Source organism: Xanthobacter sp. AM11, assembly GCF_047444035.1.
GTDB lineage: Bacteria > Pseudomonadota > Alphaproteobacteria > Rhizobiales > Xanthobacteraceae > Xanthobacter.
In genome coordinates, this window is the sequence record NZ_JBLAOA010000001.1 from 3,997,284 (window position 1) to 4,021,949 (window position 24,666).

Sequence of the window (24,666 nt, forward strand, 5' to 3'; positions counted from 1 at the left end):
TGGAACGCGAAACGGATCGGCTCAGCCGATGGCAAGGTCGTCCTTGCGGTGGGCCCAGCCGATGGCGCGGCTCTCGATGAGCGAGAACACGGCGTAGAGCGACACGCCCATCACCGCGAGGATGAGCAGGCCCGCGAACACCAGCGGCACGTCGAAGGAGGAGGAGGCGATCATCATGAGATTGCCGATGCCGCGGTTGGAGGCCACCGTCTCGGCGATCACCACGCCGACGAAGGCCAGCGTCACCGACACCTTCAGCGAGGCGAAGAAGAAGGGCATGGTGCGCGGCAGGCCGACGTTCAGGAGAATGTCGAGCTTGCTGGCACGCCAGGCGCGCATCACGTCCTCCAGCTCCGGCTCGGTGGTGGCAAGGCCCGCCGCCACGTTCACCACGATGGGGAACATGCTCATGATCATGGCGGTGAGGATGGCCGGCACCGTGCCGGCGCCGAACCACAGCACGAAGATGGGCACCAGCGCCACCTTGGGGATGGAGGAGAAGCCGATAAGCAGCGGGTAGCCCGCATCATAGGCAAGGCGCGAGGAGCCGATGAGCGCGCCCAGAAACACCCCGGCGAGGATGCCGAGGCCGAAGCCCACCAGCGTGGTGGAAAGCGTCTGCACCGCATGGGGCCAGATGGCGGGCGCATAGGTGATGAGGGCGGACACCACCTGGGTTGGCCGCGGCAGCACGATTTCCTTCACGTTGAAGGCGATGCACGCCACTTCCCACACCACGAAGAAGCCCACGATGACCGCCGCGGAGGCGAAGCGGCGGCGTGTCCGGGGGCTGAAGCGGCTGCCGGTGTCGTTCGCGTTCATGGTGCCGCCTCCGCGGGGGCCGTGCGGCTCGCCAGCGCGGTGCCGCGCGCCGAGACGATCAGCTCGCGCAGGCGCTGGGTGAGGGAAACGAAGGTGGGGGCGTAGGTCATCTCGATGGTGCGGGGACGGGGGAAGTCCACCGCGCAATCCTCAATGATCTCGCCCGGCCGGGCGCGCATCACGCACACCCGGTTGGCAAGGTAGCCCGCCTCCTTGAGGTCGTGGGTGACGAGCAGGACCGTGGGCCTGCGCGAGAGCCAGAGATCCTGGAGGATCGCCCACAATTCCTCGCGCGTGAACTGGTCGAGCGCGCCGAAGGGCTCGTCCAGCATCAGGAGCTGCGGATCGTGCACCAGCGCGCGGCACAGCGAGGCCCGCTGGAGCATGCCGCCGGAGAGCTGCCAGGGGTAGCGCCCGGCGAACCCCTTCAGGCCCACCTGCTCCAGCAGCGCATCGGCACGGTCGCGGAACTCGGTCTTGCGCTTGGCCCGGTACTCGGCCCGGAACGGGGGCACGATCTTGAGCGGAAGCATCACATTGTCGCGGATGGTGAGCCACGGCAGCAGCGTGGGGTTCTGGAACGCCATGCCCACCCGCACCGGCTCCGCACCCACCTCGCGGCCGGCGACGAAGACATAGCCGGTGGAGGCGCCGATGAGGCCCGTCACCAGCTTGAGGATGGTGGACTTGCCGCAGCCCGAGGGGCCGACGAGGGCCACGAAGTCGCCGGGGCCGACGCGCAGGGAGGTTTCCGCCAGCGCATCCACCCGGCCCTCGCCGCGCCCGTAGCTGAGGGTGACGTTCTGCAGCTCGATGAAACTTTCCGATCGCGGGATCATGCGGCCGCCCCCGGAACCACCGTGGCGGTGGCGGCGGCGATGGTCTGGTCGGTGTTGCGCGGGGCGGGGGCCGGCATCTGCTGGATGTCGTGGACCGGACGGCCGTGGCCCCTGGTGCCCGGCTGCAATGCGCGGTCCTTCACCACGAAGCGGCCCCGCACCATGGTGTGCACCGGCATGCCCTGCACCGCCCGCCCGTCCCACGGGGAGATCCTGGAGCGCGAATGCAGCTCCGCGTCGCGCAGGGTCCAGGCGCGCGCCATGTCCACGAAGGCGAGGTCGGCGTCGGCGCCGGGCTGGATCACCCCCTTGCGGGGATAGAGGCCCCAGACCTTGGCCGGGGCCACCGCGCTCCAGCGCACGTAGTCGCTGAGGCTGTACCGCCCGTTCGCCACCTCGGTGAGCATGAGCGGCATCTGGGTCTCCACGCCCGGGAAGCCGCAATCCACGCTCCAGATGTCGGCGTGCGTCTTCTCCTCCGGCGCGTGGGGGGCGTGGTCGGTGGCGATCATGTCGATGGTGCCGTCCAGCAGCGCGTCCCAGAGCGGGCCCTGGTTGGCGGCCTCGCGCACCGGCGGGTTGACGCGGATGATGCCGCCCCAGCGGGCGTAGTCCTCGGCGCCCAGCATCAGGTAATGGGGGCCGGTCTCGCCGGTGATGTCGACGCCGCGCGCCTTGGCGTCGCGCAGCGGGGCGAGCTCGGCGGCGGACGAGATGTGCAGGATGTGGATGCGCGCGCCGGTCCATTCCGCGAGGATGGCGGCGCGGGCCACCGCCTCCACCGCCACCACCGCGGGGCGGGAGGCGAGATGGGCGAGGGCGTCGGTGCGCCCGGCCGCCACCAGCTTCGCCTGCCGGCGCTCCATCACCGAATTGGTCTCGGCATGGAGCGACACCCGCTTGCCGGTGGGCGCCACCACCTCGAACGCCTCCAGCATGGCGCCGGTGGAGGGCGTGGCGATGCGGCCGAAGGTGTTGCCCATATAGAGCTTGAAGCCGATGATGCCGGCCTCCACCAGTTCGGGCACCTTGTCGATGGTATCCTCGCCGAGCACGGCATAAAGGCCATAATCCACATGGGCCTTGGCGGCGGCGATGGCGTGCTTCCCGCGCAGGGCGGCGGCGTCCGCGACGGTGGGGATGGTGTTGGGCATGTCGAACACGGTGGTCACCCCGCCGAAGGCCGCGGCGGCGGTGCCGCTCTCGAAATCCTCCTTGTGGGTGTAGCCGGGGTCGCGGAAATGGACATGCACGTCGATGGCGCCGGGCAGGATGTGGAGGCCGGCGGCATCGAAGCTCTCGCGCGCGGCCGGCATGGCCTGCGCCTCGCCCACCGCGGCAATGCGCCCGTCGCGGAGGGCGATGGAGGCGGGAAACATGGTGTCGGCGGCAACGATGATGCCGCCATGGATGACGAGATCTGCGGGGGTGTCGGTCATGGGGTCCTCCTCACAGCATGGCCCAGCCGCCGTCCACCGGCAGGTCTACGCCGGTGAGCTGGCGCGACACGTCGCTGGCGAGGAAGAGGCAGGCATTGGCCACGTCCTCGTCGGTGGTCACGCGCTTCAGTGCGTAGTCGGCGGCGTGGCGCTCCATGGCCTCCTCGACCGTGATGTTCAGCTTGCGCGCCATGTCGGCGCAGACCTTGTCGCGGAAACGCGGGCCGTCCACCATGCCGGGGGCGACGCAATTCACGTTGATGTTGTGCTGGCCCACCTCCAGCGCAAAGCTCTTGGTGATGCCGCGCAGGCCCCATTTGGAGGCGGAATAGGCCATGCGCCCGGCGCGCCCGCGCATCCCGAACGTGCCGCCCACGTTCACCACCTTGCCGTAGCGCTGCGCGATCATCACCGGCAGGCAGGCCTTCATGGTGTGGAAGCAGCCGTTCATGTTGAGCGTGACGATATCGTCGAATTCCGCGGCGGTCGTCTCCACCCCGGTCTTGCCGATGGGGCCGGAGCCGCCGGCGATATTGACCAGGATGTCGATGGTACCGAACGCCGCGACGGTGGCCTGCGCCGCCCGGGCGCAGGCGTCCGCATCGGTGAGGTCGCAGGCGATGACCATGAGGTCCACGCCGCTGGCGCGCAATTCCTCGGCCAGGGGGGCGATGGCGGCGGTGTCGCGCCCAACCAGGGCGAGGCGGCACCCTTCGGCGGCAAACGCCCGGGTGACGGCGGCCCCCATGCCCTTGGCAGGGCCGGTGATGAAGGCGACGCGGTTCTTGAGATTGAGGTCCATGGGGGTGTCCGGGGAGTTCTCGTTCGTCGTTGCGTTCGTCACCGGCGCCGGGCCTTCGCCCGGCGATCGTCCCCGCCGCGCCTCTCTCCCGCGAGGGGGCGACGGGGAGGATGCGGGATCAGAACAGCTTGGTCAGGCGGTCTTCCAGCGGCGGCAGGAAGGCCGGGGTGAAGATCTGCTCCACCTTGGGCGTCGTGGGCAGCTTGTTGGCCTCCACCAGAATGTCGATGGCCTGCTTCATGCGGGCCGGGTCGATGGCGCCGAGGCCGATGCTGGCGATCTCCGGGTGGTTCATCTCGGCCCTCACGGTGGCCTCCAGGCGCTCCAGCTCCACCTGCGGCTTGATGAGCGGCTCGCGCTTCTGCACCGCCGCGACGCCGGCCTTCGGGTCCTTGATCATATCCTTCAGGCCCTTGTTGAGGGCCCGCACCAGCCCCTTCACCGCCTGCGGATTCTCCTTCGCGAGCTTGGCCGAGACGATGATGGCGTTGGAATACAGGTCCATGCCGTAGTCGCCGTAATTGATGTAGCGGATCTTGTCGTCGTCCACCCCGATGAGCTTGGCGGAGAAGCGGATCGTATTGACGTAGCCGAACACGCCATCCACCTGGCCCTGCATCAGCATCTGCTCGCGCAGGCTGGGCTGCATGTTGGTGATGGTGATGCCCGTGCAGTCGATCCTGGCCTGCTTGCAGAAGGCGGGGAACAGCTTGAGCGCACCGTCGTTGGCGGCCCCGCCCAGGGTCTTGCCCACCAGGTCCTGCGGCGTCTTCAGCGGGCCGTCGGCCTTCACGGCGACAGTGAAGGGCGGCTGGTTGAACAGCATGTAGACGCCGATGGGGGCGTCCTCTGGCTTCTTGGCCACCAGCTCGATGAGGGCGTTGATGTCGCCGAAGCCCACGTCATAGGTGCCATTGGCCACCAGCGGCACCGCCGCACCGGAGCCGTTGCCCTGGTCGATGGTCACGTCGAGGCCCTCGGCCTTGAAGTATCCGTTGTCCTGCGCCAGGAAGAACATGGCCTGCGGGCCCTGGTACTTCCAGTTGAGCACCATCTTCAACCTGGTTTCCGCGAGCGCAGGGGCGGCGGCGAGGGCGCCGAAGGCGAGGCCGGCGACAAGGCCGGCGGCGGTGCGTCGCAGGCGGGTGGTCCAGCAATTCATCTGAGGTGTTCCTTCTCTGTCAGGCCGTTTTCCGGTCGTTAAGGGCTGCGCCGAGGTCGGCGGTCGTGCAGGTGGCGCCGTAGAGCAGGCGCACGAGATAGAGCACGCTCTCGCGCACCTGGTCCGGCGAGGGGCTGGCGCAGGCGTCCTGCGCCAGCACGACGCCGTAGCCGTGGAAGGTGGCGTCGCAGAGGGTGGCGAACACGCAGCGGTCGGTGTTGATGCCGGCGAACAGCAAGGTGTCGATGCCGCGGTTGCGCAGCACGCTGTCGAGCTCGTTGTCGAAGAAGCCGGAAAGGCGGTGCTTGTAGACCAGGAGGTCGGACGGCTGCGCGCCCAGCTCCTCCACCACCTGCGCGCCCCACGCGCCTTCCACCACGATGCCCCCGCGCCCGGTGACGGAGGGGTCCGCATAGACCGGGCGGGTGCCGCCGGCAGCGGCCTTGAGCAGCACGGGATCGGGAAGCTCGGCCCGGTCGGCGCGCACGCCCCAGTTCACCCACACCACCGGCAGGCCGGCGGCGCGGGCCGCCTCCGCCAGCGCCCGCACCGCGGGAATGATGGCGCGCAGCGGGGCGGCGTCCACCCCCGCCTGGGGGAACCAGCCGTCCGGGTGGAGGAAGTCGTTCTGCATGTCCACCACCATGAGCGCCGTGCGGGCAAGGTCGATCTCCACCGCCTGGGGCTGCGCCGCAAAGGTCACCGGGCGCGGCGCCGGCAGGTTGCGCGCAAGGCGCAGCACCGCGCCTTGCGGGGCGGACGACGGCGGGCGGGGGGCATCGGTCATGGGGAGGGCTCTCGTCGGGGTCGGCTGTGCAGCACGGCAGGCGATCCGTTCGAGAGAGGAGGCTATGACGGGCGAGTGAGAAGTTCTATTGCTGATTTTCGCACGGATCGTAGCCAAAACGGCACCACCAGGACGCAGGCGGCATGCGGCATCTCCGGTTCCTTCGCTATCTCGACGAAGTGGCGCGCTGCCGCTCCATCCGCGGCGCGGCGCAAAAGCTCAATGTCACGCCGTCCGCGCTCAACCGGCGCATCATGGACATCGAGGCGGAGCTGGACGCCAAGCTGCTGGAGCGGCGGGCGCGCGGCGTCCAGCTCACCGCGGCGGGCGAAGTGTTCGTGCGCTACATCCGCGAGCAATTGGCCGATGCCGAGCGGATGCGCGAGCAACTGGAGGATCTGCGCGGGCTCAAGCGCGGCACGGTGAAGATCGCGTGCAGCCAGGCCCTCGCCCATGATTTCCTGCCGCGCCAGATCGACCGCTTCCGCACCCGCTATCCCCTGGTGGGCTTCGAGGTGGCGGTGGCCGACCACGAGCGCGCCATTGCGCTGCTCGCGGGCTATGAGGTGGATCTGGTGCTGGTGTTTCGCGCGCCCTTCATCGGCCGCCTGCGCCCGCTGACCACGGTGCCGCAGCGCCTCGTCGCCCTGCTGCCGGCAAGCCATCCGCTGGCGGCCCGCACCAAGCTGCGGTTGGCCGACTGCACCGGCTTTCCCCTCGCCCTGCCGGAGCGCGCCACCGGCGGGCGGCAGCTGATCGAGGAATCCATCGCCCGCTCGGGCCTGCGCCTGTCGGTGGCGGCGGAGTCCAATTCCTTCGAGCTGCTGCGCGGGCTCGTCGCCCATTGCGGCATGATCTCGTTCCAGATCCAGATCGGCGCCCTGCCGCAGGCCATGCCCGCCGGCATCGTGGTGCGCCCGCTGGACGAGCGCGACCACGGCCAGGCCGATCTGGTCCTCGGCCAATTGCGGGACCGCAGCCTGCCGCTCGCCGGCGCCCAGTTCGCCGAGCACCTCGCCACGGCCCTGCGGGCCCTTGCCGGCTGACCGGCGCAAGGCGGCGGAGGTCCTTTGACGACGCGAGGGTCCCCGCGGCGCGTGCTCTAGATTCCCAGATAGGCCTCGCGCACCCGCGGGTCGGCGATCAGTTCGCCGGCACTGCCGCCGATGGTGACGCGGCCGGTCTCCATGACATAGCCGCGATCCGCCACGCAGAGTGCGCCGAACGCATTCTGCTCCACCAGCAGCACCGTCACGTCGAGCGCCTTCAGGGCCTTCACCACCTCGAAGATCTGCGCCACCAGGATGGGGGCAAGGCCCATGGAGGGCTCGTCCAGCAAGAGGCAGGCGGGCCGGCCCATCAGGGCGCGGGCGATGGCCAGCATCTGCTGCTGCCCGCCGGAGAGGCCGCCGGCCTGCTGGTTGCGCTTCTCCTTCAGGATCGGGAACATGGCGAAGGCGTCGGCCATGTCGCGCTCCACCCGGTCGTCGGAGAAGATGAAGGCGCCGAGGCGCAAATTCTCCTCCACGCTCAGGTTGGTGAAGATCTGCCGCCCCTCCGGCGATTGCGCCAGCCCGCGCGCGATGCGGCGATAGGCCGGAACGAAGGTCAGCGCCTCGCCCCGGAAGGTGATGGTGCCGCCGCACACCGGCTGCACGCCGGAAAGGCAGCGCAGCAGCGTGGTCTTGCCCGCGCCGTTGGCGCCCACCACCGTGACGATCTCGCCCGAGCCGACGAACAGGTCCACCCCGTGCAGCACCTCGATGCGGCCGTAGCGCGACCGCAGCCCCTCAACCACGAGCATGGACCGCCTCCTTCGCGCCGGGTCCCAGATAGGCCTCGATCACCTTCGGGTCGCGGCTCACCGCGGCGGGATCGCCCTCGGCGATCTTCTCGCCGTGGTCCAGCACCACGATGGTGCTGGACAGGCGCATCACCAGCTTCATGTCATGCTCCACCAGCAGGATGGCGATGCCGGTTTGCGCCACCTCGCAGATGAGGCGGTCGATCTCCTCCGTCTCCACCGCGTTGCAGCCGGCCGCCGGCTCGTCCAGCAGCAGCACCCGCGGGCGGGCCGCCAGCGCCCGGGCGATCTCCAGGCGCTTCAGCGCGCCATAGGAGAGGGCGCCGGCCTCGCGCTCCGCCGCCCGCTCCAGCCCCACCCGCTCAAGGAGCACATGCGCGCCCTCCGCCGCCGCCCGGGCGCGCCGGCGCGAGCCGGGCAGGCCGAGCATGTCGCAGAGCACCGGCCCGCGCTCGTGCAGGTGGAAGCCGACGATGACATTCTCCAGAACACTCATCTCGTGGAAGATCTGGAGGTTCTGGAAGGTGCGCGACATGCCGCGGGTGGCCAGCAGGTCCGGCCGCAGGCCGGTCACCTCCTCCCCGTCGAGCCGCACCTGGCCCGATTTCGGCAAATAGACGCCGGAAATCATGTTGAACAGCGTGGTCTTGCCCGCCCCGTTCGGGCCGATGACGGAAACGATCTTCCCCGCGTCCAGGGCAAAGGAGACGTCGCGCACCGCCTTCACGCCGCCGAAGGTGATGCCGAGGCCCTCGACTTCTAGAAGGCTCATTCTCCCCTCCCCCGCAAAAAACGCTGCGCGCTGGGGATGAGCCCCGCCGGCAGGAAGATCATCACCAGCATCATCACCAGGCCGAGGACCACATGCTCGTAGTCCTGCAGCACGGTGAGCACCTGGGGCAGCAAGGTGAGCAGGGCGGCGCCGAAGATGCCGCCAAGCACCGAGCCGGCGCCGCCAAGCACCGCCATGGTCACAAGCTCGATGGAGTGCATGTAACCGGCCACGTCCGGGGTGATCAGCCGGTTCTGGAGCGCCAGCAGCGAGCCGGAAACCGAGGCATAGACCGCCGAGATGACGAAGGCGTTCAGCTTCGCCCGGGCCACGTCCACCCCCGCCGTGCGCGCCGCCACCTCCGAGCCGTGCAGCGCCCTGAGCGCGCGGCCGGTGGGGCTGTCGTGCAGGTTCAGCGCCAGCCACGCCCCCACGAGCAGGAACAGGCCGGTGAAGCCGTACCAGAACTGCGGGTTGGTGAACTCGATGCCCAGCGCGCCAAGCCAGGCCCGCACGCCGGGATCGGGCACCTTGATGCCGTCCGGGCCGCCGGTCAGCCAGCCCTCGTTGGCGAGCACCATGGCCACCAGAACGCCGAAGCCGAGGCTGGCCACCGCGAGGTAATAGCCCTTCAGCCGCAGGATGGGCCGGCCGACCAGGAAGGCGATGCCGCCCGAGAGCGCGGCACCCAGCACCACGGCCAGCGCCGGCGGCACCCCGAGATGAACCGGCAGCAGGGCGCAGGCATAGCCGCCGATGCCCACGAAGCCGGCATGGCCGAGGCTGATCTGGCCAGCATAGCCGGTCAGTATGACGATGCCCACCACCGCGATGGAGTTGACGAACACCAGCGAACCGACGCGGTAATAATAGTTGGATGGGAAGAAGAACGGACTGACAATCATCAGCACCGCCAGCACCAGAAGTGTGGACTGCTTCTGTGATAGCCGCATGATCACACCCGCTCCGTCATGTTGCTGCCATAGAGCCCGCGCGGGAAGGCGAACAGCACGGCAAGAATGACGAAGAAGGCCACCGCATCCTTGTAATGGGAGGAGATGTAGCCGGCCGTCAGCGCCTCCATGAGGCCGAGCAGCAGCCCCCCGCCAGCGCCCCCTTGGGGCTGCCCATGCCGCCCAGCATGGCGGCGGCAAAGCCCTTCAGCGCCAGTGCGATGCCCACCTCGAAGCTGGTCGGCAGGATGGGGGTGATGAGCACCCCCGCCAGCGCGCCGATGCCGGCGGACAGGGCGAAGGAGAGCGTCATCACGAAGCGCGTGTTGATGCCCACGAGTTGCGCCGCCAGCCGGTTGTTGGAGGTGGCAAGCACGCCCCGCCCGGTGAGCGTGTGGGTGAAGAACAGCCAGAGGGCGACGAAGATCGCCACCGCACCCGCCACCACCCACAGGCTCTGCGGCAGCACGGTGGCGCCGAAGACGTGCAGCGGCTCGTCGCCCGAGAAGGACGGCAGGCGGTGGGTGCCCTTGTCGAACACGATCTGGGTGACGCCCCGGATGAAGATGGAAGCGCCGATGGTGATGATGATGAGCGACACCACCGGGGCACCGCGCGCCGGCTCGATGGCGAAAGTGTTCAGCGCCACGCCGATGGCCGCCGTCACCACGATGGCGATGAGCGCGGCCAGCGGCAGCGGCAGCCCGGCGGCGACGCCCGCCACCGAGATCATGCCGCCCAGCATCACGAACTCGCCCTGGGCGAAGTTCACCACGTCGGAGGCGTTGTAGATGATGGTGAAGCCGAGGGCGACGAGCGCATAGACCGCGCCCACCGTCATTCCGGATGCCAGGAACTGCAGGAGATCAGACATGTTCGCTCGCTCCCCGCGGGCGGTTGGAGGCGGCGCCGGGGGTTGGGACATCCCGCGGCGATGCCTGCTCAGGCTGTGTGGAAGGGCGCCGCGCCTTGCCTGCCGGAAGCAGGGCCGGCAGGGGGCGGGCTTGTCTTGGCGTCTGCCGCCGCTCCCGCGGCCGCCCGTGACGGACGCCCGCAGGTGGCCGGTGCGGGCGGCGCGGTTTGGCGAAGGTCCGGGGCCGCGGGGCTACTTCACCAGCTTCCAGCCGCCATTGCTGATTTCGAGGATGCGGAAGGCGGACAGGTCCAGGCCGAGATGGTCGGTCTTCGAATAATTGTAGGTTCCGGTGGTGCCCACGAGGCCGGTGGTGGCCTCGATGGCATCGCGGATGGCTGCGGGCTTGGCGGAAGGCGCCCGGGCCAGCGCCTCGGCAAGAATGCGCATGGCGTCGTGGGCATAGCCGCCGAAGGTAGAAACCGGCGCGCCGGCCGCCTTCTCGAAGCTCGCCTTGTAGGCCAGCACCACCGCCTTCTGCGGGTCCTTCGGATCCAGCAGCTCGCCCACCAGCAGCGCGGTGCCGGGCAGGCGCACGCCCTCGGCATTCTTGGCGCCGGCCAGCTCGATGAAGGCGTTGGAGGCCACCCCGTGCGATTGATACAGGGGAAGGGTCATGCCGAGCTGGGTATAGTTGCGGGTAATGGTGGCCGGACCCTGGCCGAAGCCGGAATTCAGGATGGCCTGGATGCCCGGCTTGTTGCGGATGTTGGTGAGCTGCGGGGTCATGTCCGCATCCTTCGGGCCATAGGTCTCGTCGGCGACGATCTCCATGCCCGAAGACTTGGCCACCGCCAGGCACTGGGCGCGCATGGAGGCGCCGAAGCCGTCGGTGCCGGAGATGAGGCCGACCCTGGTGAGGCCCCGGCTCTTCATGTCCTCGTAGATCTTCAGGCACGCCATGCGGTCGGTGTGCGGGGTCTTGAAGACGTAAGGCTTCACCGGGTCGATGATTTCGAGGGCGCCGGCCAGCGAGATGAACGGCACCTTGCCATCCTCGGCCACGGCGAGAATCGCCATGGAGGTGCCGGTGGTGGTGCCGCCGACCATGGCGACCACGCCGTCATCCTCCACCAGGCGGGTGGCGAAGGTCTTGGCCTTGGAGGGGTCGCCGCCGTCGTCATAAAGCACGAGCCTGGCCTTCTCGCCCCGGATGCCGCCCTTGGCGTTCAGCTCCTCCACCATCATGCGGATGGTTCGGGCCTCCGGGTCGCCGAGCGAGGAGGCGGGGCCGGTTTCCGAAATGATGGCGCCGATCTTGATTTCGGCATTGGCGGCCGTGGCCATCATGGCCAGCGCGAGCACGCCCGTCACAATCCTCTTCATGTGTCCTCCCCAGGCTTGGCGGTGACGCTTCCGAGCTGCCAACCCGTGCGGATCGCCGGGGCGCCTGCGGATGGAAAGCGGGGGGCGTCACGCTTTCGATCTTTTTTGTCAGATCGTTCGTTCTTTTTAATGCAGATCAAATCTCAATTCCACCAAAATCTGCGGCCGGCGCACGTAACGTCACCGAAGCGGATTCAGTCGGCCACGCAACGCAATAACCCTACTACGATGCGGGACTTGCAGCAGTGACGCGAAGGAAATTTGCGCGGCTGGGCGCACGCTGGGCGCTTGACAGAGGGCGCAGAGGGAGAAATATTTAGACCGATCGTTCGAATAATTTTCCAAAATCCAACGCAACCGCAAGGGTGGAGCCGCCATGCCGCAAGCCGCCGTGTCCCACGCCACCGTGTCCCGCGATTACCGCGCGCTCATCGAGCCTGCACGCATCAACAGCCGTCTTTACTATGATCCGGCCATCTTCCAGGAAGAGCTGGAGAAGATCTGGTACAAGACCTGGGTCTATGTGGGTCACACCAGCGAGATTCCCAACAAGAACGATTACGTCACCAAGTCCATCGGACCCATGCCGGTGCTGATGGTGCGCGACAAGGAAGGCGAGGTCCGCCTCCTGCTCAACAAGTGCCCCCACCGCGGCAACCAGCTGTGCGCCTACCAGAAGGGCAACCGCACCAGCTTCACCTGCCCCTATCACTCCTGGACCTTCTCCAACACCGGCGACCTGATGGGCTATGCCCTGCCGGAGGGCTACGAGGGCCAGAGCAAGGCCGGGCTGAACCTCGGCAAGGTGCCGCGCATCGCCATCTATCGCGGCTTCGTCTTCGGCTCCATGGCGGCCGAGGGCATCTCGCTGGAGGAGCACCTCGGCGGCGCCAAGGCGGCCCTCGACCAATTGCTCGACAATTCGCCCACCGGCGAACTGGAGCTGACCGCCGGCTTCCTGCAGCACCGCACCAAGGCCAACTGGAAGTTCATGCTGGAGAACGAGACCGACGGCTACCACCCCGGCTTCGTCCATGGCTCCGTCTTCCAGGTGACCTCGTCCGGCATCGGCAGCCTCTATGGCGCGGATTCGACGGCGCTGACCCGCGACTACGGCAACGGCCACACGGAATTCGACCTGCGCCCCGAATGGCGCAAGCATGACAAGCCGCTGCAATGGTTCGGCACCACGCCGGAGCGCCTGCCCGAGTACGTGAAGAGCATGAACGCCGCCTATGGCGAGGAGCGCGCCCGCCAGATCATGATCGACGGGTCGCCGCACGTCATGATCTTCCCGAACCTCTTCATCGCCGAGATCCAGATCTTCGTTCTGCAGCCGGTGGCGGTGGACGAGACCATCCAGCACGTCACCGCCGTGCAGTTCAAGGGCGCGCCCGACATCAACCGGCGCCTGCGCCAGCAGACCATGGGGTCGGTGGGCCCCGCCGGCCTGCTGCTCGCCGACGACACCGAAATGTACGAGCGCAACCACCGCGGCGCGCAGATCCTCGACCCCGAATGGCTGGTGCTCTCCCGCGGCCTGCACCGCGAGCGGCTGGACGAGAACGGCTTCCGCATCGCCCATTCCACGGACGAGACGCCGCAGCGCGGCATCTGGCGCCACTATCTCAACCTGATGACCGAGGCCCGCTGATGACCGCCCTCGCCCAGACCTTCACCGCCGCGTCCGCCCCCGACCTCGCCGCGGTGGACCCAGCCGCCCTGCACCACCAGGTGGCGCAGTTCCTCTATCTGGAGGCCCGCCTCGCCGACACCCACGATTACGACGGGTGGGAAGCGCTGTGGACCGATGATGCCATCTACTGGGTTCCGGCCAATGGCGACGACACCGACCCCGAGAAGGAAATGTCGGTGCTCTACGACAACCGCTCGCGCATCGGCGTGCGCATCCGCCAGCTCAAGACCGGCCGCCGCCACACCCAGACGCCGCGCTCGGAGCTGGCCCGCGCGGTCTCCAACATCGAGATCGCCGCGGTGCGCGGCAACGAGGTGGACGCGCGCGCCAACGTCCTCATCTACGAGGACAATCTACGCGGCGACACCCTGTGGGCGGCGCGCAACGAATATCGCCTGCGCATGGTGGACGGCGCGTTCCGCTTGGTGCGCAAGAAGATCACGCTCGTGAACAATCACAAGCCCATCTTCACCCTGTCCTTCCTGGCCTGAGGCCTCCCATGACACACGGCACGTCCCAGGCCCCTGCCCCCACCACCGCCCCCGAGAGCTGGATCGCCGAAGGGCCGGTCCTGCTCGATTATGCGGAGGGCATCGCCACCCTCACGCTCAACCGCCCCGGCTCTGCCAACGGCATGAACATCGAGCTCATGCAGGCGCTCTACCGGGCGATCATGCTGGTGCACCGCGCGCCCGACGTGCGGGTGGTGCACCTGCGCGGCGCCGGCGCCAATTTCTGCGCCGGCGGCGACGTACGCGAGTTCGCCTCCAAGGGCGAGGCCCTCGGCGACTTCCTGCGCGAGGTGACGGCCTATCTCCAGGTGGCCATCGGGGCGCTCATCCGCCTCAAGGTCATCGTGGTCACCGAGGTGCACGGCTATGCGGCGGGCGGCGGCGGGCTCGGCCTCGTCTGCGCCTCCGACATCGTGATCGCCGGCGCCGGCGCCAAGTTCATGGCCGGCGCGACGCGGGTGGGCATGGCGCCGGATGCCGGCGCCTCGGTGATCCTGCCGCATCTGGTGGGCTTCCGCCGGGCGGCGGAGATCATGCTCTCCAACCGCGTTGTGAGCGCCGAGGAGGCGCAGGCCATCGGCCTCATCACCAAATGCGTACCAGACGACGCGCTTCCCGCCGAAGCCCGGACGGCCGCGCGCCTCTATGCCTCCGGCGCGCCGCTGGCCATGGCCGCCACCAAGCGCCTGTTGTGGAACGCGCTGGATGTGGAGCGTGCCCTGCCGGAGGAGGCGCGCACCGTCTGCGAACTGTCCTTCACCGCCGATTCCCGCGAGGGGCTCGCCGCGGTGATCGAGAAGCGCAAGCCGGTCTTCTCCGGCCGATGAGCACGCTCGCTCCCAAGCGCCGCAGGCCCGAAACGACGCGCCGCGCGCTCGTCACCGGAGGCGGCGCCGGCATCGGCGCCGCCATCGTCCGCCGGCTCGGCGCGAACGGCATGGCGGTGGTCTTCTGCGACCGCGACGCGGCCGCGGGCGCGGCGCTTTCGGCCGAAACCGGCGCCACCTTCGTGCAGATGGACGGCACCGATGCGGCGGCGGCCGAGGCGCTGTTTGCCGCCCACGGCCCGTTCGACGTGCTCATCAACAATATCGGCGCCGACCAGCATGCCTTCTTCACCGACACCACGGCGCAGGACTGGCGCTTCCTCCTCTCGGTGAACCTGGAGACGGCCTTCCTCTTCACCCGCCTGGCGCTGCCGGCCATGCAGGCGGCGCGCTACGGCCGGCTGGTGAACGTGGCGTCGGAGGCGGGGCGGCTGGGCTCGAAAGGCGGCGCGGTCTATGCCGCCGCGAAAGCCGGGCTCATCGGCTTCACCCGCTCCATCGCCCGGGAGAATGCCCGCTACGCCATCACCGCCAACGCCGTGGCGCCCGGCCCCATCCGCACCCCCATGGTGGAGCGGGCGGTGGCCGAGGTGGGCGAGAAGATCCTCGCCGACATGGCCGCCTTCACCCTCCTGCGCCGCATCGGCGAGCCGCAGGAGGTGGCCGCGGCGGTGGCCTTTCTTGCGTCCGACGGCGCCTCCTTCGTCACTGGCGAGGTTCTGGGTGTGTCCGGCGGCATGGGCTGCGGCGCCTGAGCCCGACACGCCGTCTTCCAGCAAGAAACAACATGGCAGGGGAGCCCCCATGACCCGGATCGTCTTCATCACGCCCGACAGCCAGCGCATCGAGATTGATGCGCTGGACGGGCTCAGCGTCATGGAATGCGCCCGCCGCGCCAACGTGCCCGGCATCGTGGCCGAATGTGGCGGCGCCTGCTCGTGCGCCACCTGTCATGTGCATGTGGACCCGTCCTGGTGCAGCGCGGTGGGGGAGGCCGCCGGCATGGAACGCGACATGCTGGAATTCGCGGAGGACGTGCGCGAAAGCTCCCGCCTCTCCTGCCAGGTCAAGGTGGCCCCGGACCTCGACGGGCTCACCCTGCACCTGCCGGCCGGCCAGGGCTGAGCCCCCGCCCGCATCGGCGCCCCGCCTTTCGCCCCTCGCGGCCGCGCCCCCGGCCGCAGGTGCCGAAGACGAGGCCGCAACACCCCCGTTCCCGACACCGCGGCGCGCGCGAGCCCGCCGGGCAGACACACAGCCGGAGAGCCACATGCCGGGCCCCCTTGCGGGACTTCGTATCGTCGAGATGGTCGGCCTCGGGCCAGCCCCCTTTGCCGCCATGATGCTGGCGGATGCGGGCGCCGAGGTGATCCGCGTGCACCAGAAGGGCCAGAGGCCCGAAATTCCGCTCATGAACACCCGTTTCGACGTGCTGGCGCGCGGGCGCAGGTCCATCGCCCTCGACCTGAGGGCGGAGCGCGACCATAAGGTGATGCTGGATCTCGTCGCCCGCGCCGACGGGCTCATGGAGGGCTTCCGCCCGGGGGTGATGGAGCGCCTGGGCCTCGGGCCGCAGCTGTGCCTCGCCGCCAATCCCCGCCTTGTCTATGGCCGCATGACCGGCTGGGGCCAGGAGGGCCCGCTGGCAGAGACCGCCGGCCACGACCTCAACTATCTGGGCGCCACCGGCGCGCTTGCGGCCATGGGGCCGCCGGATGCGCCGCCCCCGGTGCCGCTGAACCTCGTGGCCGATTTCGGCGGCGGCGGCATGCTGCTGGCGTTCGGCATGGTGGCGGCGCTACTGGCCGCAAAGACGTCCGGCACCGGCCAGGTGGTGGACGCCGCCATGACCGACGGCGCCTCGCTGCTCGCCGCCATGTTCTGGGGCTTCCGAGCCGGCGGCCTGTGGAGCGCGGCACGCCAGGCGAACCTGCTCGACGGCGGCGCCTATTTCTACGGCACCTATGCCTGCGCGGACGGGAAATTCCTTGCGGTGGCGCCGGTGGAGCGCAAGTTTCACCAGATCCTCCTTCAGAAACTCGGGCTTGATGCCGGCGCGTTCACCCATGGGGCCGACCCCGCCGCGTGGGGCCGGCTGCGCAGCCGCCTTGCCGCCATCTTCCTCACCGAACCGCGGGACCACTGGGCGGCCCTGTTCGCCGGCACCGATGCCTGCGTCTCCCCCATCCTCGACTGGGACGAGGCGGCCGCCGACCCGCACGCCACCATCCGCAGCGCCTTCGTGACAGTGGATGGCGTGGTGCAGCCCGCCCCCGCCCCCCGCTTCTCCGCCACCCCCTGCGCCGTCGCCCATGGCGCCGCGGCGCCGGGCGCGCACAGCCGCGAGATCCTCGCCGACTGGGGCCTCGACCCCGGGCGGGTCGATCCATATGAGCGGTGAGCCGCCCCCCAACTTACCGAACAGAGCCTGATCCGATCAAATCGATGCAGGCGGACCGGTGCCGGCTCCCGGAATAAAAATGCCGGCCCCCGGTGTGACGGGAGGCCGGCAGGTGCGACGCCGAAAGGGGCCGGACGCCGGGAGGATGCGTGTTCCGGCGTCAGAGCGCCCGCAGGTAGGTGCCGATGCGGCCGAGGGAAACCGCCGCCTCGGGCAATTCCTCGAACACCTGGAAATGGTGGCACATCCCGGCGAACACCTCGACCTCCACCCGCCCGCCCTGCACGGCGGCGTTGCGGGCGAGGAGGTGGCTGTCATCGAGAGTGATGTCGTGGCCCCCCGCATGCACGAGGATGGGCGGCAGGCCGGCAAGGTCTCCCAGCACCGGCGAAGCGGCAGGATCGGACGGCGCGCGGTCGCGGCCCAGATAGGTGCGGGCCATGGCCTTGAGCTGCTCGGGCCGGGAGAAGATGTCCTTCTGCGCCAGCGTGGCGTAGCTGTCCCCGCTCATGGTGAGATCCAGCCAGGGCGAGAGCAGCACCAGCGCCTTGGGCAGCGGCAGGCCGGCATCGCGCGCCCGCATGGCGGTGCCCAGGGCCAGCGCGCCGCCCGCGGAATCCCCCACGAGGGCGCGCGGCACATCCCCCGCCGCCACCAGCGCCCGGTAGGCGGCGAAGGCATCGTCGGGCGCCGCGGGAAAGCGGTGCTCCGGGGCGAGGCGATAGTCAAAGCCCAGCACCCGCATCCCGCTCGCCGCCGCGAGGCGGGACATCAGCCCCGTATGGGAGCGCACCGAGCCGATCTGGAAACCGCCGCCGTGGCAATAGAGCAAGGTGCGCCCCGCCACCCCGCCCGATGCATCGAAAGCGCAGGCGGGCAGGCCGGCGACCACCAGCGCCGTGCATGCCTCATCCGGCGCACCGGCACCGAGGAAGGCCTCGAAGCTCGCGCGGATCTCGGCCAGCGTCATGCCCGCCGCCCAGGCGGCGGTCGCAGCCTCGATGCGGGCGCGCACGCGGGCGAAGGCATCGGCGTCGGCGGAAGGACTGGGGAGGGGCTCGGTCATGATGGCATCCGGCGCGCGGCGGCCGGCGGCACACCGCGCCGCCCGCCCCGCAGCGAGAGCGCGATCCCCGCATAGGGAGCCGCGCCGCGGCTCCAAATAAGGGGTGAATCGCCCTCTCGCTGATGAATGGAGACGGAGTGGCTACCCATGCCGAAACGCCGAGGCGATCCCGCAGGGGCAGAGCCGGCTCCAGGTGGAAAGACCGTCTCAGTGGGCCGCTTCGGGGCGGTGCAGCACCCGCGTGGCCTTGGCCTCGTAGCGCGGCAGCTCGCCTTCCGGGTGGCACTCCACGTTCACGTTGATGCCCAGGCGCGCCTTGATCTCGCGGCGCACGTCGGCAGCACAGGCCTCGCCGGGGCGTTGCTCCCCATTGATGGATTCCACCGCCACGGTCATCTTGCCGATGGTGGTGGCCTCCTTGTCCACGTAGATCTGCCAGGCTTCCTTGGCGAGGCCGGGAATGCCGGCGATCACGTCCTCGATCTGCGAGGGGAAGACGATGACGCCCTTGAATTTGATCATGTCGTCGGTGCGTCCGATGATCCGCCCGATCTTGCGCATGCCGCGGCGGCCGGAGGGGCAGTCGTAGGGGCGCGGGGAAAGGCGCACCAAGTCGCGCGTGCGCCAGCGCACCACCGGCGAGGCTTCCTTGCGCAAGGTGGTGACGACGATCTCGCCCACCTCGCCGTCGGAGACCGGCTTCATGGTCTTGGGGTCCAGGATCTCGACGATCACCGTATCCTCATTGAGGAGCTGCAGTTCGTCGTCGGCGTGGGTAAAGGGCGTGGAGATGGCGAGGATGGGCCCGCCCGCCTCCGTTGTTCCATAGATGTTGTGGCTCATGAAGCCCTCGGGCATCTCCGCTTCCAGCTGGGCGCGGAATTCCGCGGACACCGACTGGCCGCCGAGGATGGCCACCTTCAGCGTCCATTCCGTGCGTGGGTCGATGCCCTGGTGCTTGGCCGCCTGCACCAGCGTCATCAGCCAGAGCGGCGACATGGAGGCGACATCATAAGCGTGGTCGCGCAGCCAGCGGGCGGCAAGCTCGCCGCGGCCGGGGCCGATGGGGAAGTTGGTGCAGCCCACGGCGGAGAAGCCGGCATCCAGCGCCGGGCCGCCGATCCACAGGCCGTAGCCGTAGCCCTGATAGGCGCGAAAGCCCGGGCGCACGCCCGCGGCGGTGAGCAGACGCGCCATCTGGTAGGGCAGAAGGCCGTGCAAATCGTCCTTCGTCATGCCGAAGGTCACCGGCAGGCCGGTGGTGCCGGAAGTGGCGACGAAGCGCTCCACCTTTTCCATGGGCACGGTGAGGAAGGGGAAGGGATAAAGGTCGCGCAGCAGCGACTTGTCCATGAAGGGGGCGTTGGCGAGGCCATCAGCGGAGGCGAGATCCTCCGGCTTCATGCCGGCTTCGGCGAAATGCGCCCGCCATGCGTCGCACTGCCCGAGCCGCGCGCCGAGCTGGGCGAGGCCCTCGTTCTGGATATTCAAAATGCCGTCGCGATCAAGCGACTCCACCTCTGGGTGCTGCATCTGCCTCCTCCCCATCCGACCGTTGGTGCGGCAGCTCTTGTGGCTGCTCTTTCATGGGCAAATTAATAGACCGAACGAATGGTCTATGTAAACGCCAATTTTGATCTCCATCAATGGCCGGGGCGGACGAGCTCCCCGCTGGTGGCATGACACTCCTGCAGCAGCTCCCTAAGTGAGGTCCCGGACTTGGCACCGGGGGCCTTCGCGCCTATAGACCGAATGATCGGAACATTCTTGCAGGTATGACGCCGTGGCGAGAACACGCTCAGCCGAATATGACAATATTCACGATACCATACTCGAACGCGCCGCATCGGTATTCGCGCGGCGGGGCTATGCAGCCACATCCATCGGCGACATCGCCGAAGCGTGCGAATGCTCCAAGTCGCGCCTCTATCATTATTTCACATCCAAGGAGGCGATCCTCTCCGACATGCTGACATCGCATGTGGACTCCCTCCTCATGAAGTGCCGGCACACCCTCTACGGCTACCAGGACCCGCAGGAGCGCTTCCGCCAGCTCACCCGCCTGTTCCTCGACGTCTATGCCGTCTCACGGGACCAGCACGTGGCGCTGCTCACCTGCGCCGAGTTCCTCGCCCCGGAGACGCGCAAGGTCCTGGTGGCCAAGCAGCGCGAGCTGATCGCCTATGTGCGGGACATATTGCTCCAGCTACGGCCGGACCTTGCCAAGGATTCGGTGATGGCCCACGTGGACACCATGCTGTTCTTCGGCATGATCAACTGGACCTACACTTGGTACCATGCCGACGGCACGGTGGGGCCGACCGCGCTGGCCGACCGCACGGTGGAGCTGTTCGTGAACGGCTATGCCCATGTGGGCGGCAACGGGGCCCAGCCCCCCGACCGCCAGGACGGGCGGGCCGAAAACCCCGCGGCCAAGGACTGACGCCGCCGCGACTCATGCCCCCGCCTGGCGCATCCGCGCGACGGGGTCGAACCCCTCCCGGGACACCTCGGCATGGGAAAGGGCAAGGCCGCTCTCCAGCATCTTGCGCGCCGCCATGTAGGTGCGCGCATCATTGATGGCGTCCACCGCGATCATCCGGCCGTCGCGGAAATACCAGAGCGAATAGCCGTGGCCCGAACGGCGGTGCACCACTGCGTCATAGCCGCGGTTGAGGCCGACGATCTGCAGCTTCACGTCATATTGGTCGGACCAGAACCACGGCACGGGCGCATAGGCGCGCGGGCGGCCGAGCATGTCGTCGGCGGCACATTCCGCCTGGTCCACCGCATTCTGCACGCTCTCCAGCCGGGTGGAGATGCCGGCCAGAGGGAAGGCGGCGCAGTCGCCGGCCGCCCACACGCCCGGCACACCGGTGCGGCCATGGGCATCCACCACGATGCCGTTGTCGCAGGCGATGCCGGCGGCGCGGGCCAGCTCATCCCGCGGCAGCACGCCGATGCCCACCAGCACCGCGTCCACGGCAATGTGCGAGCCATCATCCAGCGTCACCGCGGCGACGGCGCCGTCCTGCGCCTCCACCTGCGCCACGCTGCGCCCTTCCAGAACGCGCACGCCGTGCCCCGCGTGCAGCGCGCGGATAAGATCTGAGGTCTCGGCACACGCCACGCGCTCCAGGATGCGCGACGCCCGCTCCACCACGGTGACCGAGAGGCCGGCCTTCACCGCCACCGCTGCGGTCTCCAGCCCCACATAGCCGCCACCCAGCACCAGCAGGCGCCGGCCCGGGCGGATTTCCCCCTGCAGGCGGTCGGCATCGGCGAGCCCGCGCAGCTCGAACACGCCGTCCAGCCTGGCGAATTCCGGCGGCAGGGGGCGGGGACGCGTGCCGGTGGCCAGCGCCAGCTTGCTCCAGGCCATCGCGCCGCCATCCAGCTGCAGCGTGCGCGCCGCCGGATCAATGGCGGTGACGGTCCGGCCGGTGACCAGCGCCACGCCGAGGCCGGCCCAGAATTCCACCGGACGCAGATAAAGACGATCAACCGTCCATTCTCTCTTAAGATAGAGCTTGGAGAGCGGCGGACGCTGGTAGGGCGGGTGCGGCTCGTCTCCCACAAGCGTCAACGGACCTGAATATCCGCCGTTGCGCAACCTCATGGCGAGGGAAGCGGCAGCCTGCCCGGCACCGACCACGACAATATGCTCTCGCTCCATGGCGCCCTCTGCTATTATTTATTGACCGATCGATCTGACTATTATATTGCCGAAACGCGGGTGGCAATCGCATTCTCCGCGCGGCGTCTGCCCCGACGGCGGCGCGTTGGGCGAAGGCGCTTTCCCGGCCAGCCGCGGCAATCTCACCGGATGGGCGAGGAGACCAGCGTGACGGGCATCACAGCGATCGCAATCCATCTGCCGCGGCTGCGCCTTCAGCGGGCCGGCATGGCGGCTGCCATGGACTGGCTCTCGCCCCGCTCCGACGTGCGCGGGGCGCGCACCCTCGCCTTCTGGGACGAGGACCCGGTGACCATGGGCGTGGCCGCCGCCCGTGCCTGCCTTGCCGCGGCCCCGGACGCACGCGACACCGTGCGCGCCCTCTCCTTCGCCACCACCACCCCGGTCTTCGCCGAGCCGCAGCAGGCGAGCCTGCTCCACGCCGCGCTGCGCCTGCCGGAGCAGACGCTGGCGCAGGACACCTGCGGCACCCTGCGCAGCGGCCTCCTCGCCCTGCAGGCGGCGCTGGAGGGCGCGGGCCCGGCGCTGGTGGTGGCGGCCGACATGCCGGTGAGCACCGCCGGTTCGCTGGCCGAATTGCGCTATGGCGACGGCGCCGCGGCGGCCCTGGTGGGCGGCGGGCCGCAGGTGCTGGCCTATCGCGGCGGCGCCAGCCTTTCCGCTCCCTTCATCGAGCGCTATCGCGCCCCGGACCGCCCCCACGCCACCGATTGGGAAGAACGCTGGGTACGCGAGGAAGGCCTGCTTGATCTGGTGCCCCGCGCCATCGCCGCAGCCCTCGCGAAGGCGGACCTTGCGGCCGGCGACATCCGGCATTTCGTGCTGCCCTGCGTCATTCCCGGCGCCGCCAAGGCGGTCGCGCAGGCCGCCGGCCTCGGCCAGGCGTGCCTCGCCGCCAGCCTCGACACCACCTGTGGCGATACCGGTGCCGCCCATGCGCTGGTGATGCTCGCCTGCGCCATGGAGGAGATGCGGCCCGGCGAACGCGTGGTGGTGGCCCAGTTCGGCCAGGGCGCCACCGCGCTGGTGCTGGAAGCCACCGACGCCATCGCCGGCGTCGCCCCCCACGCCACGGCGGCCATCGCGGCCGGTGTGGCCGAAACCCAATACCTGAAGCTCCCCATCTTCCGCGGCCAGCTGGCATGGGAACGCGGCCTGCGCGGCCGTCTGCCGGTGAACGAGGCGCTCACTACCGCCTATCGCAATGCCGGGGCGCTGCTGGGCTTCGTCGGCGGCAGAAGCCCGCAAACCGGGCAGGTGCAGTTCCCCGCCTCGCGGCTCGCCGTGGCGGAGGCCGGCCTTCACACCGCCCCGCAGGAGCCGTGGCCGCTGGCGGACCTCGGCGGCACGGTCGCCACCGCCACCGCCGACCGGCTCGCCTTCTCCCGCAGCCCGCCCAATTGCTACGGGCTCGTGGACATCCCCGGCGGCGCCCGCCTGATGATGGATTTCACCGACCCCGAGGCGGCGCGCCTCGCGCCCGGGGATGCGGTGCGTTTCGTCTTCCGCATCAAGGATATGGATGAGCGCACCGGCTACCGCCGCTACTTCTGGAAGGCCGTGGCGGCAGACGCGCCGCCGGCCGCCGCTTGAGAGAAAGGCGCTGCACGATGGCCAGGGGAATCAAGGACAGGGTCGCCATTCTCGCCATGGGCTGCTCGCGCTTCGGCGAGCGGTGGGACGTGGGCCAGGAAGAACTGATGGCCGAGGCCTATCTGGAGGCGCTGGGCCATGCCGGCATCGCCCCCGACCAGATCGAGGCGGCCTGGTATTCCTCCCATTATGACGACATTGGCGCCGGCAAGGCCGGCACCCCCCTGGCCCAGGCCCTGCGCCTGCCGGCCATCGGCGTCACCCGCGTGGAGAATTTCTGCGCCGGCGGCACCGAGGCGTTCCGGGGCGCGGTCTATGCCGTGGCCTCCGGGGCGGTGGACATCGCGCTGGCGGTGGGGGTCGAGAAGCTGAAGGACACCGGCTTTGCCGGCCTGCCGCCGGCCTCGCGCGGCACCTTTGCGCCCATGTACCTGCCCACCCACACCAATCCGGGCAACTTCGCCCAGCTCGCCCGCGCCTATGGCGCGCGGCACAATGTTTCATATGACGACCTGAAGCGGGCCATGGGGCACACCTCCATGAAGAGCCACGCCAATGCGGTGAGAAACAGGAACGCCCACCTGCGCAAGGCCATCACCGTCGCGCAGGCGCTCAACGCCCCCATGGTGGCCGATCCGCTGGGCCTGTTCGACTGCTGCCCGGTGTCCGACGGCGCCGCCTGCGCCATCGTCACCACACCCGAGATCGCCCGCAGCCTCGGCAAGGCGCCGGTGCTGGTGAAGGCCATCCAGCTCGTCGCCTCCAACGGCTGGGAGGTGCAGCAGAGCGGGTGGAACGGCGCTTACGTCCACACCGCCCGCATCGCCGCGCGGCGCGCCTATGCCGAGGCGGGGATCAGCGATCCCCGCGCCGAGCTGAGCTTCACCGAGTTGCACGACTGCTTCTCCATCACCGAGCTGGTGACGCTGGAAGACATCGGCCTTGCCGACGAGGGCACCGCCTGGAAACGAATGCTGGACGGCGCGTTCGATGCCGACGGCACCCTGCCCTGCCAGGTGGATGGCGGGCTGAAATGCTTCGGCCACCCGGTGGGGGCCTCCGGCCTGCGCATGCTCTACGAATGCTGGCTGCAGCTGACCGGCCAGGCGGGCGAGCGCCAGCTTGCCAACCCCAGCCTCGCCCTCACCCACAATCTGGGCGGTGCACCGGCCCAGAACGTGTGCTCCGTCACCATTGTCGGTGCCGCCTGACCCGACCGTGGCGGCCCGAAGACTGCCCCGCCGTCCGGCACCTG

General features: G+C 69.3%; 23 protein-coding genes and 1 pseudogene. 10 read left to right on the forward strand and 14 right to left on the reverse strand.

Annotation, left to right across the window (positions count from 1 at the left end; all coding sequences use genetic code 11):
* Positions 1-21: 21 nt before the first annotated feature.
* From ACI7BZ_RS18315 to ACI7BZ_RS18340, 6 genes are all read right to left on the reverse strand, one after another.
* Positions 22-822: an ABC transporter permease gene (locus ACI7BZ_RS18315; protein WP_414118570.1), complete on the reverse strand. Its 801-nt coding sequence runs from the start codon at positions 820-822 to the stop codon at positions 22-24.
* The gene (locus ACI7BZ_RS18320; RefSeq protein ID WP_414118571.1) at positions 819-1,661 is read right to left on the reverse strand and encodes an ABC transporter ATP-binding protein; all 843 of its coding nucleotides are present in this window, start codon (positions 1,659-1,661) and stop codon (positions 819-821) included. Before ACI7BZ_RS18320 ends, ACI7BZ_RS18315 begins: the two co-directional genes overlap by 4 nt.
* Positions 1,658-3,100: an allantoinase AllB gene (gene allB, locus ACI7BZ_RS18325; RefSeq protein ID WP_414118572.1), complete on the reverse strand. Its 1,443-nt coding sequence runs from the start codon at positions 3,098-3,100 to the stop codon at positions 1,658-1,660. Before allB ends, ACI7BZ_RS18320 begins: the two co-directional genes overlap by 4 nt.
* Positions 3,101-3,110: 10 nt before the next feature.
* Entirely contained in the window at positions 3,111-3,902 is a 792-nt protein-coding gene (locus ACI7BZ_RS18330) for an SDR family NAD(P)-dependent oxidoreductase (protein WP_414118573.1), read from the reverse strand.
* A gap of 118 nt (positions 3,903-4,020) precedes the next feature.
* Positions 4,021-5,064: an ABC transporter substrate-binding protein gene (locus ACI7BZ_RS18335; protein WP_414118574.1), complete on the reverse strand. Its 1,044-nt coding sequence runs from the start codon at positions 5,062-5,064 to the stop codon at positions 4,021-4,023.
* A gap of 19 nt (positions 5,065-5,083) precedes the next feature.
* Entirely contained in the window at positions 5,084-5,851 is a 768-nt protein-coding gene (locus ACI7BZ_RS18340) for a cysteine hydrolase family protein (RefSeq protein WP_414118575.1), read from the reverse strand.
* 143 nt (positions 5,852-5,994) lie between these two features.
* Between ACI7BZ_RS18340 and ACI7BZ_RS18345 the strand changes: the two genes are divergently transcribed.
* The gene (locus ACI7BZ_RS18345) at positions 5,995-6,897 is read left to right on the forward strand and encodes a LysR family transcriptional regulator (protein ID WP_414118576.1); all 903 of its coding nucleotides are present in this window, start codon (positions 5,995-5,997) and stop codon (positions 6,895-6,897) included.
* 56 nt (positions 6,898-6,953) lie between these two features.
* Here the strand turns inward: ACI7BZ_RS18345 and ACI7BZ_RS18350 are convergent, their stop codons facing one another.
* From ACI7BZ_RS18350 to ACI7BZ_RS18370, 5 genes and pseudogenes are all read right to left on the reverse strand, one after another.
* Positions 6,954-7,655: an ABC transporter ATP-binding protein gene (locus ACI7BZ_RS18350; RefSeq protein WP_414118577.1), complete on the reverse strand. Its 702-nt coding sequence runs from the start codon at positions 7,653-7,655 to the stop codon at positions 6,954-6,956.
* Positions 7,642-8,427, reverse strand: coding sequence for an ABC transporter ATP-binding protein (locus ACI7BZ_RS18355; RefSeq protein ID WP_414118578.1), 786 nt, complete (start codon positions 8,425-8,427; stop codon positions 7,642-7,644). The genes ACI7BZ_RS18350 and ACI7BZ_RS18355 overlap by 14 nt, the downstream gene beginning before the upstream one ends.
* Positions 8,424-9,380 carry a branched-chain amino acid ABC transporter permease gene (locus ACI7BZ_RS18360; protein ID WP_414118579.1) on the reverse strand — a complete coding sequence of 319 codons (957 nt, stop codon included), beginning with the start codon at positions 9,378-9,380 and terminating at the stop codon, positions 8,424-8,426. The genes ACI7BZ_RS18355 and ACI7BZ_RS18360 overlap by 4 nt, the downstream gene beginning before the upstream one ends.
* Positions 9,381-9,382: 2 nt before the next feature.
* Positions 9,383-10,254 (reverse strand): annotated as a pseudogene (locus ACI7BZ_RS18365) (branched-chain amino acid ABC transporter permease).
* Positions 10,255-10,485: 231 nt separating this feature from the next.
* Positions 10,486-11,619: an ABC transporter substrate-binding protein gene (locus tag ACI7BZ_RS18370; RefSeq protein WP_414118580.1), complete on the reverse strand. Its 1,134-nt coding sequence runs from the start codon at positions 11,617-11,619 to the stop codon at positions 10,486-10,488.
* Positions 11,620-11,995: 376 nt separating this feature from the next.
* On the opposite strand from ACI7BZ_RS18370, the gene ACI7BZ_RS18375 reads away from it, so the two are divergent.
* The 6 genes from ACI7BZ_RS18375 to ACI7BZ_RS18400 all read left to right on the forward strand — a co-directional run bounded on the left by ACI7BZ_RS18375 (position 11,996) and on the right by ACI7BZ_RS18400 (position 17,055).
* On the forward strand, positions 11,996-13,273 hold the full coding sequence (locus tag ACI7BZ_RS18375) for an aromatic ring-hydroxylating oxygenase subunit alpha (protein ID WP_414118581.1): 1,278 nt from the start codon (positions 11,996-11,998) through the stop codon (positions 13,271-13,273).
* Positions 13,273-13,806, forward strand: coding sequence for an aromatic-ring-hydroxylating dioxygenase subunit beta (locus tag ACI7BZ_RS18380; RefSeq protein WP_414118582.1), 534 nt, complete (start codon positions 13,273-13,275; stop codon positions 13,804-13,806). Before ACI7BZ_RS18375 ends, ACI7BZ_RS18380 begins: the two co-directional genes overlap by 1 nt.
* Positions 13,807-13,814: 8 nt before the next feature.
* Entirely contained in the window at positions 13,815-14,654 is an 840-nt protein-coding gene (locus tag ACI7BZ_RS18385) for an enoyl-CoA hydratase/isomerase family protein (protein ID WP_414118583.1), read from the forward strand.
* Positions 14,651-15,409: an SDR family NAD(P)-dependent oxidoreductase gene (locus ACI7BZ_RS18390; protein ID WP_414118584.1), complete on the forward strand. Its 759-nt coding sequence runs from the start codon at positions 14,651-14,653 to the stop codon at positions 15,407-15,409. The genes ACI7BZ_RS18385 and ACI7BZ_RS18390 overlap by 4 nt, the downstream gene beginning before the upstream one ends.
* Before the next feature lie 49 nt (positions 15,410-15,458).
* Positions 15,459-15,779: a 2Fe-2S iron-sulfur cluster-binding protein gene (locus tag ACI7BZ_RS18395; protein WP_414118585.1), complete on the forward strand. Its 321-nt coding sequence runs from the start codon at positions 15,459-15,461 to the stop codon at positions 15,777-15,779.
* Between the two features lie 145 nt (positions 15,780-15,924).
* Entirely contained in the window at positions 15,925-17,055 is a 1,131-nt protein-coding gene (locus ACI7BZ_RS18400; protein ID WP_414118586.1) for a CaiB/BaiF CoA transferase family protein, read from the forward strand.
* 160 nt (positions 17,056-17,215) lie between these two features.
* Here ACI7BZ_RS18400 and ACI7BZ_RS18405 read toward each other — a convergent pair whose 3' ends face one another.
* Positions 17,216-18,121, reverse strand: a complete 906-nt coding sequence (locus tag ACI7BZ_RS18405) for an alpha/beta hydrolase (RefSeq protein ID WP_414118587.1) — start codon at positions 18,119-18,121, stop codon at positions 17,216-17,218.
* 207 nt (positions 18,122-18,328) lie between these two features.
* Positions 18,329-19,654, reverse strand: coding sequence for a phenylacetate--CoA ligase family protein (locus tag ACI7BZ_RS18410; protein WP_414118588.1), 1,326 nt, complete (start codon positions 19,652-19,654; stop codon positions 18,329-18,331).
* A 250-nt stretch (positions 19,655-19,904) separates the two neighbouring features.
* Here ACI7BZ_RS18410 and ACI7BZ_RS18415 point away from each other — a divergent pair, with 250 nt between their 5' ends.
* Entirely contained in the window at positions 19,905-20,564 is a 660-nt protein-coding gene (locus tag ACI7BZ_RS18415; protein WP_414118589.1) for a TetR/AcrR family transcriptional regulator, read from the forward strand.
* Positions 20,565-20,576: 12 nt separating this feature from the next.
* Here the strand turns inward: ACI7BZ_RS18415 and ACI7BZ_RS18420 are convergent, their stop codons facing one another.
* Complete coding sequence (locus ACI7BZ_RS18420; RefSeq protein ID WP_414118590.1) at positions 20,577-21,797, reverse strand: NAD(P)/FAD-dependent oxidoreductase; 1,221 nt, start codon at positions 21,795-21,797, stop codon at positions 20,577-20,579.
* A gap of 168 nt (positions 21,798-21,965) precedes the next feature.
* On the opposite strand from ACI7BZ_RS18420, the gene ACI7BZ_RS18425 reads away from it, so the two are divergent.
* Both ACI7BZ_RS18425 and ACI7BZ_RS18430 read left to right on the forward strand, forming a co-directional pair.
* Entirely contained in the window at positions 21,966-23,411 is a 1,446-nt protein-coding gene (locus ACI7BZ_RS18425; RefSeq protein ID WP_414118591.1) for an OB-fold domain-containing protein, read from the forward strand.
* Positions 23,412-23,428: 17 nt separating this feature from the next.
* Entirely contained in the window at positions 23,429-24,622 is a 1,194-nt protein-coding gene (locus ACI7BZ_RS18430) for an acetyl-CoA acetyltransferase (protein ID WP_414118592.1), read from the forward strand.
* The last annotated feature ends 44 nt before the right edge of the window (positions 24,623-24,666 follow it).

Excerpts from the sequence above, each read along its gene's own strand:
- ACI7BZ_RS18385 (WP_414118583.1), top strand. The coding sequence starts at position 13,815 with ATGACACACGGCACGTCCCAGGCCCCTGCCCCCACCACCGCCCCCGAG.
- ACI7BZ_RS18345 (WP_414118576.1), top strand. The coding sequence starts at position 5,995 with ATGCGGCATCTCCGGTTCCTTCGCTATCTCGACGAAGTGGCGCGCTGC.
- ACI7BZ_RS18360 (WP_414118579.1), bottom strand. The coding sequence starts at position 9,380 with ATGCGGCTATCACAGAAGCAGTCCACACTTCTGGTGCTGGCGGTGCTG.
- ACI7BZ_RS18390 (WP_414118584.1), top strand. The coding sequence starts at position 14,651 with ATGAGCACGCTCGCTCCCAAGCGCCGCAGGCCCGAAACGACGCGCCGC.
- ACI7BZ_RS18370 (WP_414118580.1), bottom strand. The coding sequence starts at position 11,619 with ATGAAGAGGATTGTGACGGGCGTGCTCGCGCTGGCCATGATGGCCACG.
- allB (WP_414118572.1), bottom strand. The coding sequence starts at position 3,100 with ATGACCGACACCCCCGCAGATCTCGTCATCCATGGCGGCATCATCGTT.
- ACI7BZ_RS18315 (WP_414118570.1), bottom strand. The coding sequence starts at position 822 with ATGAACGCGAACGACACCGGCAGCCGCTTCAGCCCCCGGACACGCCGC.
- ACI7BZ_RS18410 (WP_414118588.1), bottom strand. The coding sequence starts at position 19,654 with ATGCAGCACCCAGAGGTGGAGTCGCTTGATCGCGACGGCATTTTGAAT.
- ACI7BZ_RS18320 (WP_414118571.1), bottom strand. The coding sequence starts at position 1,661 with ATGATCCCGCGATCGGAAAGTTTCATCGAGCTGCAGAACGTCACCCTC.
- ACI7BZ_RS18355 (WP_414118578.1), bottom strand. The coding sequence starts at position 8,427 with ATGAGCCTTCTAGAAGTCGAGGGCCTCGGCATCACCTTCGGCGGCGTG.
- ACI7BZ_RS18380 (WP_414118582.1), top strand. The coding sequence starts at position 13,273 with ATGACCGCCCTCGCCCAGACCTTCACCGCCGCGTCCGCCCCCGACCTC.
- ACI7BZ_RS18340 (WP_414118575.1), bottom strand. The coding sequence starts at position 5,851 with ATGACCGATGCCCCCCGCCCGCCGTCGTCCGCCCCGCAAGGCGCGGTG.
- ACI7BZ_RS18405 (WP_414118587.1), bottom strand. The coding sequence starts at position 18,121 with ATGACCGAGCCCCTCCCCAGTCCTTCCGCCGACGCCGATGCCTTCGCC.
- ACI7BZ_RS18430 (WP_414118592.1), top strand. The coding sequence starts at position 23,429 with ATGGCCAGGGGAATCAAGGACAGGGTCGCCATTCTCGCCATGGGCTGC.
- ACI7BZ_RS18335 (WP_414118574.1), bottom strand. The coding sequence starts at position 5,064 with ATGAATTGCTGGACCACCCGCCTGCGACGCACCGCCGCCGGCCTTGTC.
- ACI7BZ_RS18400 (WP_414118586.1), top strand. The coding sequence starts at position 15,925 with ATGCCGGGCCCCCTTGCGGGACTTCGTATCGTCGAGATGGTCGGCCTC.
- ACI7BZ_RS18395 (WP_414118585.1), top strand. The coding sequence starts at position 15,459 with ATGACCCGGATCGTCTTCATCACGCCCGACAGCCAGCGCATCGAGATT.
- ACI7BZ_RS18350 (WP_414118577.1), bottom strand. The coding sequence starts at position 7,655 with ATGCTCGTGGTTGAGGGGCTGCGGTCGCGCTACGGCCGCATCGAGGTG.
- ACI7BZ_RS18420 (WP_414118590.1), bottom strand. The coding sequence starts at position 21,797 with ATGGAGCGAGAGCATATTGTCGTGGTCGGTGCCGGGCAGGCTGCCGCT.
- ACI7BZ_RS18330 (WP_414118573.1), bottom strand. The coding sequence starts at position 3,902 with ATGGACCTCAATCTCAAGAACCGCGTCGCCTTCATCACCGGCCCTGCC.
- ACI7BZ_RS18375 (WP_414118581.1), top strand. The coding sequence starts at position 11,996 with ATGCCGCAAGCCGCCGTGTCCCACGCCACCGTGTCCCGCGATTACCGC.